Here is a 14,226-nt window from a genome sequence, read left to right on the forward strand (position 1 = left end):
AAATGATGACCATGGCCATAAATCGTTGAGATTGTTTTATCATCTTGATTCTCCTCCCATCATGTTCAGATGCGTCTAAACCCTTTAGAGCCTTACTTGGCCACCTCCATTAAATTAAACCGCCCCATATTAGAATTAGCTGAAAGGGTTGGATAGGAGAAAGCTCTCGTTTCCCTCGGACGTTCATTCCTTCGGATTACAAGCGCCCATCATTCCTTTTCTGATCAAATTTTACCACTTATTAGTCGGTTTTCTATGCGCTTATGGGACTACTTCGCCCGTTACTTCAACAAAAAAAGCAGCCGGTCGTTTGACCAACTGCCGNCAAATTTTACCACTTATTAGTCGGTTTTCTATGCGCTTATGGGACTACTTCGCCCGTTACTTCAACAAAAAAAGCAGCCGGTCGTTTGACCAACTGCCGTAATGTCGTGATTGAACTAACGTACCCGTTACTTCAACGAGCTTATGCTCCTTGCGAATCATTCAACAAAAGACCGCCCTGTCTCAAGGGCGCTCACTTGTATTGCGTATCGCCTTTTTTCGCTTATGGAACCGGAATTTCTTTTTCCATAATAAAATCATCCATTACGAATCCATTCCCGATATCCGAAATTTGTTCCCGTACGGTCCGGTAGCCTTTTTTCTCATATACCGCAATACTGGATTCATTATGTCGATTGACAGTTAGCCAAATATGGCTTAGGTTTCGGTCTTTACACAGCTGCTCTAGGAATGCCATCGCTTGGCTGGCATAGCCGCGTCCCCGGTGCTCTTTGCCTATATAAAACTTGCTCAGGAAGAGTTTCTCCTCTTCTTGTCTGACCGACATATATCCGATAGTGGAGGAGCCATCGTGATAGATCAAGTAATATTCGTAGCCCTGATGATGGATCTGATCCGTAATCGCTGGAACCGCTTGATATTTGCCAATCATGTAATCAATCTGCTCGATTGTAATAATGGATACATAATATTCACGCCATATTTCTGCTGCTAATCGAGCAACCTCTGCGATTTCTTCCACTGTAATCACATGTGTAAACATAAGTTTCATGACATATGCCCGCCTTTCCTAGATCTCTCGCACGCTCACTACAATATAGGGGTCCCGCCAACATTTTAACAGAAATATACGCTAATGACATTTTGAGAAATTTCAAAACCCCTTTTCTCAATGATCTTAATTAATTATATTATGGATATGAAATTGATAAAGCTGACAATTAAATAAACAAAACCCTACCATTTGAAATATCAATGGTAGGGTTTTGTTTATTCATACATGTACAACATAATTACGTACTAGTCCGCTATATTGACGACGTTGTCTTTAACGTGATAAATGACATAGTTATGATTCCATTGCTGCACAGTAACGAACGTTAATTCATTTCCCTTTTCAAAAAAATAATTAGCGCCTTCTTGCGTGACATAGGTCCAGCCTTCGCTACTCATTCGTTCTTTAAGAAGAAGCTCAACGGAACGATCCTCCGCCAAATAATTCCCCTTCCCATCCATCAAGACTATTTGTTTATCCGTTGTACCTAACGTGTACATGAGATTAATGTTATGGAGTCCAATATTATTGATATAGGCAGCAGCGAATATTACGATAAGAACAACGATTCCAATAATTCCGAATACTGCGACTTTCCAAGGTTTCCTCAAAATTATTTCACCACCTATGCGTATTTGAACTCAAAATTAGCGCGACTTCGTACGATTATTTCCGCCGAGGTGGTAATAGATGCCAATGCTGGCTTATACCCTCGTACTGACTAAGCTTATTCTGCAACTCCGACTTCCAGTGAGCAATACCGGGAACATCAATTGTGTCCATCTAGGGGCTCATAACAAATCAAAGCTCCAGCAAGTCACTCAGGTTTCAAATGACCTAAACATCATTAGCGGTCGTCAGGCAATCAGAAATCGGCTTATAACGTCCGCTAAGGTCGTACAGAACGGGGCGAATGCGTGTCCGCTAATGCTTAGCGTATAAAACCGTCAAAATGTTGGCTATACCCCTTCAAGCATAGTGTTCGCATGATTATTAATTAAGCACGGCCCATCGAAGCAAGGTTATCAAAAAACCGGAAACCTTAGCGTACAGGATTACCGGCTTAATTTTCTTCATAAATAAAGCAAAACAAAAAAGGCTGACGTTAATGGTAGCCTTTTGTGCGCTTGGCAGGACGTAAGCGTTGCGATTTGAAATGCCGTTACGATCGCACGGATATTACCTGCTTCCATCATGACAGCCCCTTTCACTGAATGGAGGAGAGGCTTTCAAGGGCTTCCCTTCTCTCTTGGGTGCTCGACTTTTTATATACTCGCGTATACTGGATTTTCGCATGAGAAGTCATCTACCTACCTCACGCCCTATACAACTTATTATTCAAACAGTGTTCATACGCTTAGTTCAAAATTCGTAATAGCCTCTCTGGATTCGGGCCATTGATAGCCGACGGACTTAGCTAATGCAGGGTTGTCTGCAGATTCCACTTCCCCGAAATGCCTCTGCAGACCAAGTGGCAACAGCCGCGCAGCGGGAACAAGGTGTTATCAGAAGTTATTGCCATCCCCGACTACGCTAAATTTAAATCTCTTAGAACTTTTTTTATGCTGTCATTATACATATCATTTAATCTTTTCATTTCAGTTTTATTGTTTTTACTCTTTTCTTCAAAATATTTTTGAAAAATCCCCTCAAGGATACTAAAATCGGCTTTAAATAAGAGTTCTTCATCAGATTCAGTTGGTTTTATAAAATAGCCTAGGACATGCTTACGTTCTTCTTCAGTATAAGGTAATTCGGCCCTCATCTTTGAGTCAATTATGTTTAATATTTCAATCGATTTTGTATAAAATTCTTTGTGAAACCCAACAGGCATCTTTTGGGCTGGAATATACATTTCATCCTTTGAGGTACAGGCTACTAATGAAATAAGCAGAAACAAGTAACACCTTTGAATTACCATTCTCACAATTTATCTTAATCCCCTTCAATAATTTTCTGATAACGTTCTTGTGTTCATCACATCCATCTCCCTTAGATAGCTCTTATCTTAGGGAGATGGATGTGTCCGGCTGATTCTGCTTCCCTGCTACTGATATACTACTCCGAATCCTCTTCTTCTACTTCGGCCCGGACCAAGGAGCGTTAGCGACGCAGCGTTAATACGCTGTTATGTGACGAACCTCACTTCTTGAATCACAATCATAGTTCCTTAATCATATGTATATCATTGGGCTCTATATTAAATAATTCTTCATCTACTTCATCTGTTATTTGACTTCCATGGCTCTTATAAAAATAAACTGCAGATCTTGTTTCTGTTGAAGAAATATACAGGTACTTTGCTCCTCTTCTTCTTGCTTCATTACTTAATTCATTCATAATCCGTGATCCAATACCTTGTCTTCTATATTTTCTCGAAACAAACATCAAATCAATTTGAAGTTGATCTTTTTGTTTGCCCCTGAATTTATGTGCTAACACCCCAAATCCTACCAGTAAATCTCCATCAAATGCTCCGATGGCTAATCCGGCTTTCTTCAATTCATATACAAATCGCTCTTGAATTTCTTTAGTTATCTCATCATTCCAATTTGGACATTCGTGAGGGGCATTAATTTCTTTGATATTTCCATTATTTATCTGGTAAATAAAATCGATTGTTTCTGAACGATCGATTTCCGATAGCTTTTGTACTTCATCAATCTTTAATTCTCTAAAAAATAGCATGATAAACCTCCATGAAAAAATGATACTTGCCTTTGAGGTATGTCACATAACGTATATTCTACGAATTTCGTCTATCAAACCCACGCATAAGAACATACATTCTTATACGAATTATACGAATGAACAACCGAATGTACTCATGATATTCAAACAGTGTTCATACGAACTTGCCTCTAATTTTGCAGGCTTGAACGAATATTTTAAAGTGTAACTCGTCCCAGTTATCGAGGCCCTTATTCAAGCGGAATGGTTCGCCATTGTACATATGATTCGCAGCAATAACTAGTTGTTGATAAGGATCATCCATATAAAAAAGAGCATTCGTAGGTTTATTCTTGTTATTCCCTTCATCATATTCCCAAGCCCAATCAAAAGGAAACTCTACGTTGTGATCTTCAGGTATTCTTTTTAAAACTTCCGGCAAAGCCAAGACATAACAAGCTACTTCGTATTCAATGCTTGGCAGGCTGCTTTCATAAAATTTCAAAAGAGATTCGTAATTCTTTCTATGAGCCTCATTAACAAAGAACATCCATAAAACCTCCCTCAAAGGTGGAATTCACTAATTGCCTGATCAATAATATCCTGGTTAATCCCTATGTATCTCATGGTGATTGATGGAGCAGAATGGTTAAATATCTGTTGAAGCAATGCCACATCTTTGTATCGCTTGTAAAAGTGATAGCCGAATGTTTTGCGAAGAGTATGCGTTCCAATTTCAGCAAGCCCAACCTCCGCAGCTGCTCGGTTTAGTATGCGGTAAGCTTGTACTCGGTCAATGTTGCTACCGGTCTTTCGAGAACGAAATAACGGTTCATCATCACGCTTGCCTTTGATGTACTCGTTAATGATCTCTCGCAGTTCCGCATTAATTGGGAATCGCTTTTTCTTTCCCGTCTTCTTTTCACGGCAAACAATATGCGAACGGTTCTGTACATCTCGGACACGAAGCGCCAACAAGTCACTGATCCGTAGTCCAACGTTAATGCCCATGACCATCAGAAACCAACTTCGCAGTACCGCCTTCATGTGCTCAAGCTTTTCGACGCTGCGGATTGGCTGTACAAATTCCATTTGAATCGCCTCCATAATAAGGAACATACATTCCTATACGGAGTTAGCGAACGAATGTACTCATGATATTCAAAGTGTTGTACGACTCATTGAGAGCTTACGATACATAGCGATGACAGCAGGATTTTTGCTTTCAAATGCCTCATTCCGCATATACGGGATCTTATAAACTTCTTCCATCTTGGTCATCAACTTTGAGTATGCTAAGTCCTTCTCTTCATCTGGAAGATCGGAATGTAAAATCTCCTCGTACTGTTTATTTATATCTGAAAGTTTCACAAATGCATCCTCCTATTCCGTTTGTTTCTTTTGTTCCTCTTCAATTTTTTCGTGTTTGGACTTAACCTGATATTCGAGAAAGATTATGGCTGCCACGCTAACTAACAACCACGATCCAAGCGTCAAGTGACTGATTCTATGTTAGACATTAGCAATCCCCAGGCTGATATTAAACCAATAATTGAAAATACAAATTGAAATATCTATAGTGATATGTCGATAACGCTTTTAATACTCTTGCTTCTGTTTCCTTTTCAAATTATCCTCCTTATGGCGAGTGAACGATTATATTCATTTTTTTCTTCGAACATTGCTACTATACTCTTCGTAATCAAACTTCACAGCATCTCCCCACGTTCTCCTTCGCGTCCAAAGGTCGCGTGAGAGTATCCACCGGCGTAGCATCCTTTCCCTTGCATCAGAACAAACCGCTCGTAGCCTTTACTGAAAACAATGTCCAAGCTCTCATGACCGGTTTGATCGTTGGCCTCATACTTGAACGCCACCAGCTTGTAACCTTCCTGAAGCTTTTTATGAAATGCCTTTTCGATAACCGGAAACGCGGCCAGCAAGACGATCTGCACCGGGTTCAGCTTAGGCGTAACCGAAAGCGCGCCGATGGCGCGGAAAATTGAACACGCCTCTTTTGCGTCAACGTGATCGGTTCCGGCTCGTATCCCTCCGGCAGCTACAGCCCCATCTCCCTCGCCCAGTCGCGAAGTCCTTTCAACTCCCGTCCAGCTCCGGATTGGCCAGTAACATACTGTTCTCTGTCCATAAAACCGAATCCTCCCTTGTACGCTACAAATTCAAATGGATATGAATATCATCCAGCTCATCCTGGGTGATGCCAATATATCTCAGTGTAATCCTCTCCGAAGAATGGTTTAATATTTGTTGAATCTTTTGTATGGAGTACCCCTCTTTATAAGCCATGTATCCGAACGTCTTGCGCATGGTGTGCGTTCCGATTCGTTCCATAATGCCCACCTGACGGGCAGCAGCGTTAATAATCTTATAAGCCTGGTCACGCTGAATTGGACTAGGAACACCATTCCGAAGTTTACGCGAGACAAATAAAGGTTCATCAAGGGATTCCCATTCGCGATCTGCTAGATACTCTCTGATCGCTTTTGCTGCAACTTCATTAATGGGATAGTCCTTCATCTTTCCGGTCTTCTGCTCACGGATCGATATTCGTTCAAGCACCTTTCCCCTTTCATTGATCACATGGCCTAACGTTAAAAGAAGCAAATCGGAAATCCGAAGCCCACCATTGATTCCCATAGTAAACAAACAGAAGTCTCTCATGCTGGTGGCCCGAAGAATTTTCTTCATGGCGTCAATCTTTTTCCGGTCACGAATGGGCTGTACAAACTCCATTTTGTCTCACCTTTCTAATCATTCATAATACTAAAATAACATAATTTATGTATGATTGAAAACAATGGTTTTAGAAAGTACGGGAGACAACCTGCGAAAAACCTAGATATGACGCGGGTTTGCGCAAAATAACTAATCATACAAAATATCATTGTGTATGATTCAATCGGAGGTGAACCAACTGCAGGAATGGGGGCCGGCAGCCGGTTCACTTTTCCCCGATTATCTTTTGATTGAAATATGGACCAGGAAGCGCAGCATTTTTGTTGGCCATCCGATTAGGTCGGACCAAAACAAACAACTGCTGGCCAACCGGCTTTTCAGGATCTGCTTCATTTATCCTGAATCAAATTTGGCGCTGCGATAGCCCTCTTAAGGGCTATCGCAGCAAGCTTCAATTATGTGATAAGGTAGGCCGGTTTCCCGGCCATCCTTCGGTTATTCTAGAAGGCGATACCCTGCTCTTTTAAGCTAACAAATCGGCTTTCGCCGATAATAATGTGGTCTATTACTTCGATTCCCATCATTTCCCCGACTTCGATCAAGCGCCGAGTTATGCATATATCCTCTTGGGATACTGACGTATTTCCACTCGGATGGTTATGGAAGCATACAATCGATGCAGCGTTATTTAGGATTGCTGCTTTGAAAACTTCTCTAGGATGCACGATTGAGGAGTTAAGATTTCCGATAGAAATAATATGTACCCCCGCGATGGCGTTTTTTGTGTTAAGCGTCAAGATACCGAATTTTTCACAAGCCTCATGTTCAAGGTCTAGGACAGTTTGAATGATGTGGTAGGCATCACGCGGAGAACGGATAACCTTTGTGTCTAGGTTGTACCGTGTTCCCTTTTCCTTGACTTGTTTTACGGTGTAAATGTTAATGGTTATCATTGCTTCAATCCCCCATTGATTGATTTTGCGGCCATACCAGCCTGCCGCTTGGCACACGAATACTGCAGCAGCAGGGGCGAATGCCGCTGCGCCCGATCGCCATCTAGGGGCCCCACGCAGTGCAAAGCGATGTGGCGGGGGTAGATGGCTCGGCAAGTCAAGGGGTTGTGGAATACCGGAACGTAGAGAGGATATGCCGCGAAAGCCCCTTGACTTGCTGGAGGGCTGTAGTAGAGTCCAAGCGTAGCGGCAGGCGTTGCCAAAAAAGGCCGCCGTTCCTGGCGTAGCCGGGAACGCACCCTTCTTCCCCTGAAGGCTTCGGGGTTTTTCGAGCATTGCCCCAGAGGTTTTCAGCTTCCTTGCGAGTCCCCTTAAGAATCCCAATGGAACCCGGATGCTTTGACCGAGGTCGCTTGGGATTTAGGGATGGTGAACCGGGTGATTAAAACCTATTTTGTATAGAGGGTGACCGTACCTTTTCGGGAAAATAGTACGTTAAACATTAATATGATTAAAAGCTAAAAAGCCGGATCCCTTACGCGAAGGAAAGCCGGCTGAAGAGTATAGAAATGAGGATCTTAACGCTGCTTTAAAGGGGCTTCTACATGAAAAAGTAACAAGAAAATATGTACATGTGAAAATAGATGGCAAAGAATATCAAGTGTCGGATGATCTAAAGGATTTGGTATTTTTGAAAACGGGCGAGGAGGTTATCGCCAGCGGTCAAGAGGGCCGTATCGATTCGGTAAGCATATCCAAGTAAATGTAGGGCGTTGTATCAAAGGGGCTAAAAAGCGATGCAGCAAGGTGTTGGTAGTCATTTGCGAGGGAATACAGGGGCTGTCCCAAAAGGTCGTAGACCTTAAGTAACAGCCCCTTCTCTTTATTTCATTATTATTTCTTTCGGTTCAATTTTGGATAAGTTCTAGGAAGCTACGCCTACGATGCTCGCACCGTTCTTTGTAATTGTATAATTGACGATTTCACCGCTCCAGAAGTGGAACTTCAGTTGCACCACTCCGTCATTCACTTCATTGAAGAAGTTCGGTTTAAGCTTAATTTGATTCGTATCGTAGGAAGGCTCGAACGAGTAAGCGAACTGCTTGAACGAAGTCCAGTTTTGCGGTCCGGCATTACCTCCGGTAGCGTAGACGGCCTCCATTGTAGCAAGACGGTCGCCGTTGAAGGCTGTTGGAATCGCAAAATCACCTGTCGTACCTACAACATTTTGCAGCTTCGGCGTATCATAATAGAGCACATCGAAGTGCCAATCCGCACCACTGTTGAATTTAGCCGTCAATACCGCATTCTCGCCGAATTGGCCTGTAGCGGTCAGCTTGGAGAGAAGGCTTGCCTTTACAGTCAATACGTCGCCGTTCAACTCATAATCTGTACCCAAACGCAGATTGTCGGCTCCGGCCCGGATCGCTTTCAGCGCATTGCCGTTCAAGTTCAGTTTAATCACTGCGTCTTGAATAGCAGCACCCTTCTTAATGTAGATCAAATCGGTTTCTGCGGTGGACGAACGGCCTTTCCAGTTTGCTTTCATCATATCGTAAAGCTCCTGGTCCGCCCACTTGAATGTGTTGCGGTTGAAATGCTGACCATTATCCCACAGCATGTGGGTAATGTTCTTCGACTGGGTATAGTGAAGCAAGAACTCAAAAAACTTCAGCATTTCGCCATGCTCGATAGTACCAGTGTTCTGGTCAAATCCAAGCAGTCCAAATTCGCCCATTATAACGGGAATGCCTTTGGCCACAAGCGAATCATAGATACGGTCAGCGTTTGTAATGATATCGTTCTTCGTCGTTTCGTCAAATTTAGTGAAGCCCGCGATGTTTACACTGAACGGCCAAAATCCATAATAATGTATAGTGGCGATCAAATTCGGATCGTTCAGTTTAGCAATTGTATTGGTGAGCGAATCCAAATGTTCCTGTCCGGCATTTGTCCATAACGTCGGTAGCACGAGCGGACGAACGGCATTCTTCCCTCCTGATTCTCTTACGATCTTGTGGAAGGCCGTATTTAGCTCCTCGAGCAGCTTGAATTGCGCTGCCGTATCAACGTTAAATGACGGTTCGTTGATGCTCTCGAACATCAGCTTATTGGGATATTTCTTGAAATGGTTAGCGATTTGAGTCCATGCCGCTTGATATTCAGCCAGCACTGGGTCATGATTCGTCCCCATCGTGTTAACCCACATCCACGAGTCGTGGTGGAGGTTGATCATTACATACAGCCCCGCATCCAGCGACCAGTCGACAACTTCCTGTACCCGGTTCATCCATGCCGGATCGATCGTATAGTCCGGACCAGGACCCGCATGCTGCATCCATGTAATCGGAATACGGATGCTTTTGAAACCCTGAGCAGCAATCTGATTTATCATTTCCTTGGTTACGCGCGGGTTGCCCCAGGCTGTTTCATCGCTGCCTACCGCGTCGAATGTATTACCCAAGTTCCAACCGGGCTGCATGGCGTTAACGTAAGACTGTATGCTTTTCTTTTGTTGCATGTTTTCATCTTGATTAGCGGCCGCTGAAACAGTGGAAGTAAATAGAGCCAGCATTAAAGCAAGAGTCAGCATAATTGATAAAAATGATCTTTTTTTGCTCATTGTTCTCGATATTCTCCTTTGATTTAAGTTTGAAAGCGATTACATTTTTTATTTTACTGTACTCCACCCTCAGAAACTACCGTGCAAATTATTCATAAAATCATATGAAAATCGTATGATTGGCTTCGCACAAGGGGCTGTCCCTGAAGGTTGATAGCCTTGGGACAGCCTGAATTTGTCCATTTCTCTTCATTGAACTAACGTACCCGTTTAGCCATTCATGCCGCTCACGCGACACCACAGATTATGGAAGTAATAGCGTTCTTCCATGGGAGCTTATTAGACTTCCCTCTTTTGAAGCCTGCAATCATTAGAATCTCATTTCTCGTTAGTTTGTTGAGCTAAAATATTCTGATAAAATCCCCACTAAAACTTGCTTATAATCGTTTATATCATACGAAGAGTTGTCCACTTTTTTCTTAGCTATATTTATGCCGTTAAATATTTCTTCTTCCAATTCCCTTCTTGCCTTAAGAACCTGCAGAGTTCCTTCTAACCCATTGTAACCCTGCTTTTTTCCAAACCCTTGGTTTGTATAATATTCAATAAATCCCTCTGACCATTCTTTAGGTCTTTCCTTAATAGCCTTTCTAAAAGAATGTTCAAGATCGTTCTGTTCTACGTAAATCAACAATGGATTCAGTTTTTCCACAATCGTTGCCAGTTCTATAACATAACTTATAACGTCTTCCTTCTTTGCACCATATTTAATCATCCCCATGGTTACAGGGTTTTGTATAAAACAACAATCAAAAACAAAGGTGTCTGAGCCATTCAAAACATTCTCCGTAAACTTCTTCCATCTTTCTGTTATCAGTTTCCTGTTTTGATCTAGCGACAATTCATAAACATCATTTTTGACAATTGCATGCAGCAATTCATCTGGAATACTTGACCCGTATTCATTTTTTATTTTTCGATATTCTAGGAAGTAATTGTTACCTTGTTTAATCATACGATTACTTAACAAATCTCTAAACTTTTCATGGGTACTTAACAGTTCATCGAATTCATAATTCTTAAAACAAGCGACTCCATCATAATCAGCAGGATGTTCCAGATTTCCTTCTAAAAATAGCTGAGATTTAATGTTCATTTCCGTAAGAATTTCATGAACTAGTTGAGCAGTTGTTGTTTTCCCGAATCCTGGTAATCCCTCAATCAAGACTAATTTCGATCTCATAATAAAGTTCCTCCATTCACTATTAGGAGGATAAGCAGGTAAGAATCAATAGAGATACGGTTTCCACACGAAAATAAAAGCGGATACCATCAGGTATCCGCAGAATGGGTTTATCCTGTAAGATTAAAGAAAAGCATGCCTAATAAAATAGTGTAGTCACTATTACAGGCAGCCTTTCGAATTGTTAATCTTTACAGAGTAATCCACATGATAAGGTTTATGCTCCTTTGTATGCATCTCTATTATTTAGATTAACATTGAGCATAGATAAATACAATCAGGGACTTTCTATACAAACCTCCCAGTTAGCGTAAAAGAGGCAGCCAATTCATCGGCTGCCTCTTTGGGAGTTGCTCTACGCTATAGTACCCTTTAGCTTAATGAACTGTCATACCTTCGGTATAATATCCGTTCACAGAATGCGTTGAAACGATCGAAAATCGGATGTACTGCGGCCTGACAATCGGCAAAGTCTCAGATAACTGTACGCATATTTATAATAATGGCCATGCCTGCTATCGGCTAGTGCTTGTTCCCAGTAGGAAGGCTCCAACGGATTCAACTTGATTTCCGTAAACGCCGAATCGGATTCAACCCGATTTATCTCGAGTGTGTTTGCATAAATCAAGATGTTGATTCTTGCGTAAAATGCTGGATCGAGGTTGTCGTGTACATATTTATGAGAAACTTGTTTCATTTCTACAATAGCGTGGCCGTGCGTAAGTAAATGCCCCAACTGCATATCACCTTTCTCCATTTGCAGCGGTCTCTGAAAGTTATGGAGTAAGTCAAGTACAGTCTCCGGAGTCAACTGAAATCTTAAACCTGTATTCGGTATGCCATCAGGATCAATGACAATATTCTCTCCGTTTACAGTAACAAAACCAGGGCCTGATGATGCGAAATCATTAACAATTTTCTCCAGAGCATCAAACAGTTCGGCAGTTGCCGGAATATCGGAACGGGAGAGCATATTCAACAAATAAAAAGTGTAGATCACATCATGACCAAGTGCATGACAAGTATCGTGGTTTTGTACAAGCAGCCTCATAATTTGATCCGTAAAGCCCTCGTATTCTTTGTTTACCCGATACTGCTGTTCGTTTGCGTGTTCATCCACAGTTTTAGCAAGATTTTCATGAATCAAATCTTCCAACGAAGCAGGTACAAGTTTTTCCTCCAAGAGGTTAATCAAGGCTAAAACCGCACACGCCCAATGTCCTTCCCATATATTGCCTTGTGACGATTCGATCATTTTTTGGCATGCCCATTTCCTATAGAAATCGATATCCAAATCAATCACCGCCTATATTCTTATAAAGATTATACACATCCTACCAAACTTTTTACACATAATAAGCTAATATGTTCCTTATATCAGTTTATACTCAATTAAACTGCCCGTTAGCGGAATAGGCTACCAAGCGAATCACTGGCAGCCTAGATAATACAATATTATGGAGCTATCGTACCCGTTAGCGGAGTAGTTTGTATGTTAATATTTTATCGAGATAGCTAATGTCCCCCATTGTTTTTCTTGTTCTGGTGTGTAAATTTCGTAAGTACCATCGATCATTTCTTCCAACGTCCAGCCTTCGCAATCGAAGTCTTTAAACGGAATATCTTCGTACATTTCTTTAAATGTATCGTATTGTCTCAACTCAGCAACTTGAACCCTTAAAGTTTCATTTTTTTCAGGGACTTTGATAAATTCGATGGTATCACCGACTTTGATTTTTCTTCTCTTATCATCATTCAAACGTACTTCAACCATTTTCTTTCCTTCTTTAATTGAATCAAAATACTCTCCATACAACCCCATTTGATGTACCATTTCCATTTCACCTCACTATAAACTTCGATACTTGTAATTCTTCTCCTTGTTGCATTATCCTGCCAGTTAGCTCAACGAGGCTGCCGATGTATAATGGTAGCCTCGTTCTGGTGAATGTTAAGCTATAGTTACCCGTTAGCTTAATCCTGGAATTTTTTTATAAAATTTTTTTGATCTTTTGTAAACAGATAGCCGCGTCGCTCATAAAAACTGTGAGCATATAATCGACTTGGGTGGGATAACAGCTTCATTCCAGAAAATCCGTTGTCTTTTCCCCACTGTTCAACACGCTCAATCAACATGCTGCCTATACCTTTATTTCTATAACCTTCTTTAACGACAAATCCCAAGACGTTTACTAAAGACTCGGAAAAAAGCAATTCATACGGGCTTCCATGAATGTAACCTATTACCTCGTTGTTTTGTTCGTAAACAAAGATGATATCTTTTGTTTTCTTTATAATGTTTTCAATCTTCTCTTTTACCTTTTCTTCAGAAAATAAGTATAGATTTGGGTTAAAGTCTTGGTTTAACAAATAAATATCATGATAATCAGTTACCCTAATTTCCCTAACATTTTTTCCTTTCATTTTAGAACGCCTCAATTCGTTATATCATCACGAACACTGAAATAAATGTTAGACGTCTTTGCATATTTTGGCAAGTCACTACGCTTGCACTATTCTGCCAGTTACTTCAATGCAGCAAGGGAGCAGCTGCCGCGGCGATCTGCTCCCTTGTAGAGTTCAACTATCGTATCCGTTAGCTCAATTTACTGTTCTTGTTATTGAGATACCAAACTACTCCAAATAATCGAAAAAATAATAAAGCCAAACATTACAGCACCCCAACCTGTATTATTAGCTGTGTTTTTATCCCCATTTTTTATTTTCTTAGCTAGTTCAACACAATTAACAAAAAAGATAATAGAAACAATTGGTGTTAAATAAAAAATAAATGGCATCATGGCATTGATACACCTCCCTGATAAGTCTTTATCCTAAACAATGACGCTAAATAGCTTGTACAAGTTTCGTTTTCCGCTTTTATGAAGACTGTCCGCTATTAAGCATTTCTGCCCGTTAGAGTAACGAAGGGCTACCATGCGGCCAATGTCATTTAGTTAAGGTGCAGGTCCAAATATCAAGAAAAAGAGCAGGTTATCGAAAAAGATAGCCCGCTCTTTTTTTTGTACGAAAAAGAGAA

General features: G+C 41.2%; 17 protein-coding genes. 1 reads left to right on the plus strand and 16 read right to left on the minus strand.

Features of this window, described 5'->3' with window-relative positions; all coding sequences use genetic code 11:
• Positions 1–547 precede the first annotated feature (547 nt).
• From ASG81_RS24830 to ASG81_RS24885, 10 genes are all read right to left on the minus strand, one after another.
• Complete coding sequence (locus tag ASG81_RS24830) at positions 548–1,057, minus strand: GNAT family N-acetyltransferase (protein ID WP_056640777.1); 510 nt, start codon at positions 1,055–1,057, stop codon at positions 548–550.
• Between the two features lie 248 nt (positions 1,058–1,305).
• Positions 1,306–1,671, minus strand: a complete 366-nt coding sequence (locus ASG81_RS24835) for a hypothetical protein (RefSeq protein ID WP_056640780.1) — start codon at positions 1,669–1,671, stop codon at positions 1,306–1,308.
• A 917-nt stretch (positions 1,672–2,588) separates the two neighbouring features.
• Complete coding sequence (locus ASG81_RS24845) at positions 2,589–2,987, minus strand: hypothetical protein (protein WP_056640786.1); 399 nt, start codon at positions 2,985–2,987, stop codon at positions 2,589–2,591.
• Positions 2,988–3,220: 233 nt separating this feature from the next.
• Entirely contained in the window at positions 3,221–3,748 is a 528-nt protein-coding gene (locus ASG81_RS24850) for a GNAT family N-acetyltransferase (protein WP_056640789.1), read from the minus strand.
• 157 nt (positions 3,749–3,905) lie between these two features.
• Positions 3,906–4,280, minus strand: coding sequence for a DUF2538 family protein (locus ASG81_RS24855; RefSeq protein ID WP_056640792.1), 375 nt, complete (start codon positions 4,278–4,280; stop codon positions 3,906–3,908).
• Between the two features lie 14 nt (positions 4,281–4,294).
• Positions 4,295–4,822 (minus strand): site-specific integrase, encoded by a 528-nt coding sequence (locus tag ASG81_RS24860; protein WP_056640795.1) that lies wholly within the window; start codon positions 4,820–4,822, stop codon positions 4,295–4,297.
• 69 nt (positions 4,823–4,891) lie between these two features.
• Positions 4,892–5,101, minus strand: a complete 210-nt coding sequence (locus ASG81_RS24865; RefSeq protein ID WP_056640798.1) for a hypothetical protein — start codon at positions 5,099–5,101, stop codon at positions 4,892–4,894.
• 338 nt (positions 5,102–5,439) lie between these two features.
• Positions 5,440–5,673, minus strand: coding sequence for a hypothetical protein (locus tag ASG81_RS24870; protein ID WP_056640801.1), 234 nt, complete (start codon positions 5,671–5,673; stop codon positions 5,440–5,442).
• A gap of 229 nt (positions 5,674–5,902) precedes the next feature.
• Positions 5,903–6,484 carry a site-specific integrase gene (locus ASG81_RS24875; protein ID WP_056640805.1) on the minus strand — a complete coding sequence of 194 codons (582 nt, stop codon included), beginning with the start codon at positions 6,482–6,484 and terminating at the stop codon, positions 5,903–5,905.
• 443 nt (positions 6,485–6,927) lie between these two features.
• Positions 6,928–7,380, minus strand: a complete 453-nt coding sequence (locus ASG81_RS24885) for a JAB domain-containing protein (RefSeq protein WP_056640830.1) — start codon at positions 7,378–7,380, stop codon at positions 6,928–6,930.
• A 634-nt stretch (positions 7,381–8,014) separates the two neighbouring features.
• Here ASG81_RS24885 and ASG81_RS33595 point away from each other — a divergent pair.
• Positions 8,015–8,143, plus strand: coding sequence for a hypothetical protein (locus tag ASG81_RS33595; protein WP_268795826.1), 129 nt, complete (start codon positions 8,015–8,017; stop codon positions 8,141–8,143).
• Positions 8,144–8,305: 162 nt separating this feature from the next.
• Here ASG81_RS33595 and ASG81_RS24890 read toward each other — a convergent pair whose 3' ends face one another.
• From ASG81_RS24890 to ASG81_RS24915, 6 genes are all read right to left on the minus strand, one after another.
• Positions 8,306–10,003: a cellulase family glycosylhydrolase gene (locus ASG81_RS24890; RefSeq protein ID WP_056640811.1), complete on the minus strand. Its 1,698-nt coding sequence runs from the start codon at positions 10,001–10,003 to the stop codon at positions 8,306–8,308.
• A 328-nt stretch (positions 10,004–10,331) separates the two neighbouring features.
• On the minus strand, positions 10,332–11,186 hold the full coding sequence (locus ASG81_RS24895; protein ID WP_056640814.1) for a hypothetical protein: 855 nt from the start codon (positions 11,184–11,186) through the stop codon (positions 10,332–10,334).
• A 412-nt stretch (positions 11,187–11,598) separates the two neighbouring features.
• Positions 11,599–12,480 carry a hypothetical protein gene (locus ASG81_RS24900; protein ID WP_056640816.1) on the minus strand — a complete coding sequence of 294 codons (882 nt, stop codon included), beginning with the start codon at positions 12,478–12,480 and terminating at the stop codon, positions 11,599–11,601.
• Between the two features lie 201 nt (positions 12,481–12,681).
• Complete coding sequence (locus tag ASG81_RS24905) at positions 12,682–13,020, minus strand: ASCH domain-containing protein (protein ID WP_056640819.1); 339 nt, start codon at positions 13,018–13,020, stop codon at positions 12,682–12,684.
• Positions 13,021–13,160: 140 nt separating this feature from the next.
• Positions 13,161–13,610: a GNAT family N-acetyltransferase gene (locus ASG81_RS24910; protein ID WP_056640822.1), complete on the minus strand. Its 450-nt coding sequence runs from the start codon at positions 13,608–13,610 to the stop codon at positions 13,161–13,163.
• A gap of 194 nt (positions 13,611–13,804) precedes the next feature.
• Positions 13,805–13,987, minus strand: a complete 183-nt coding sequence (locus ASG81_RS24915; RefSeq protein ID WP_056640825.1) for a hypothetical protein — start codon at positions 13,985–13,987, stop codon at positions 13,805–13,807.
• Positions 13,988–14,226 lie beyond the last annotated feature (239 nt).

Origin of the sequence: Paenibacillus sp. Soil522, assembly GCF_001428245.1 — a bacterium.
In the GTDB taxonomy this organism is placed as follows: domain Bacteria; phylum Bacillota; class Bacilli; order Paenibacillales; family Paenibacillaceae; genus Pristimantibacillus.

Excerpts from the sequence above, each read along its gene's own strand:
- ASG81_RS24830 (WP_056640777.1), bottom strand. The coding sequence starts at position 1,057 with ATGAAACTTATGTTTACACATGTGATTACAGTGGAAGAAATCGCAGAG.
- ASG81_RS24850 (WP_056640789.1), bottom strand. The coding sequence starts at position 3,748 with ATGCTATTTTTTAGAGAATTAAAGATTGATGAAGTACAAAAGCTATCG.
- ASG81_RS24855 (WP_056640792.1), bottom strand. The coding sequence starts at position 4,280 with ATGTTCTTTGTTAATGAGGCTCATAGAAAGAATTACGAATCTCTTTTG.
- ASG81_RS24860 (WP_056640795.1), bottom strand. The coding sequence starts at position 4,822 with ATGGAATTTGTACAGCCAATCCGCAGCGTCGAAAAGCTTGAGCACATG.
- ASG81_RS24875 (WP_056640805.1), bottom strand. The coding sequence starts at position 6,484 with ATGGAGTTTGTACAGCCCATTCGTGACCGGAAAAAGATTGACGCCATG.
- ASG81_RS24885 (WP_056640830.1), bottom strand. The coding sequence starts at position 7,380 with ATGATAACCATTAACATTTACACCGTAAAACAAGTCAAGGAAAAGGGA.
- ASG81_RS24890 (WP_056640811.1), bottom strand. The coding sequence starts at position 10,003 with ATGAGCAAAAAAAGATCATTTTTATCAATTATGCTGACTCTTGCTTTA.
- ASG81_RS24895 (WP_056640814.1), bottom strand. The coding sequence starts at position 11,186 with ATGAGATCGAAATTAGTCTTGATTGAGGGATTACCAGGATTCGGGAAA.
- ASG81_RS24905 (WP_056640819.1), bottom strand. The coding sequence starts at position 13,020 with ATGGTACATCAAATGGGGTTGTATGGAGAGTATTTTGATTCAATTAAA.
- ASG81_RS24910 (WP_056640822.1), bottom strand. The coding sequence starts at position 13,610 with ATGAAAGGAAAAAATGTTAGGGAAATTAGGGTAACTGATTATCATGAT.
- ASG81_RS24915 (WP_056640825.1), bottom strand. The coding sequence starts at position 13,987 with ATGATGCCATTTATTTTTTATTTAACACCAATTGTTTCTATTATCTTT.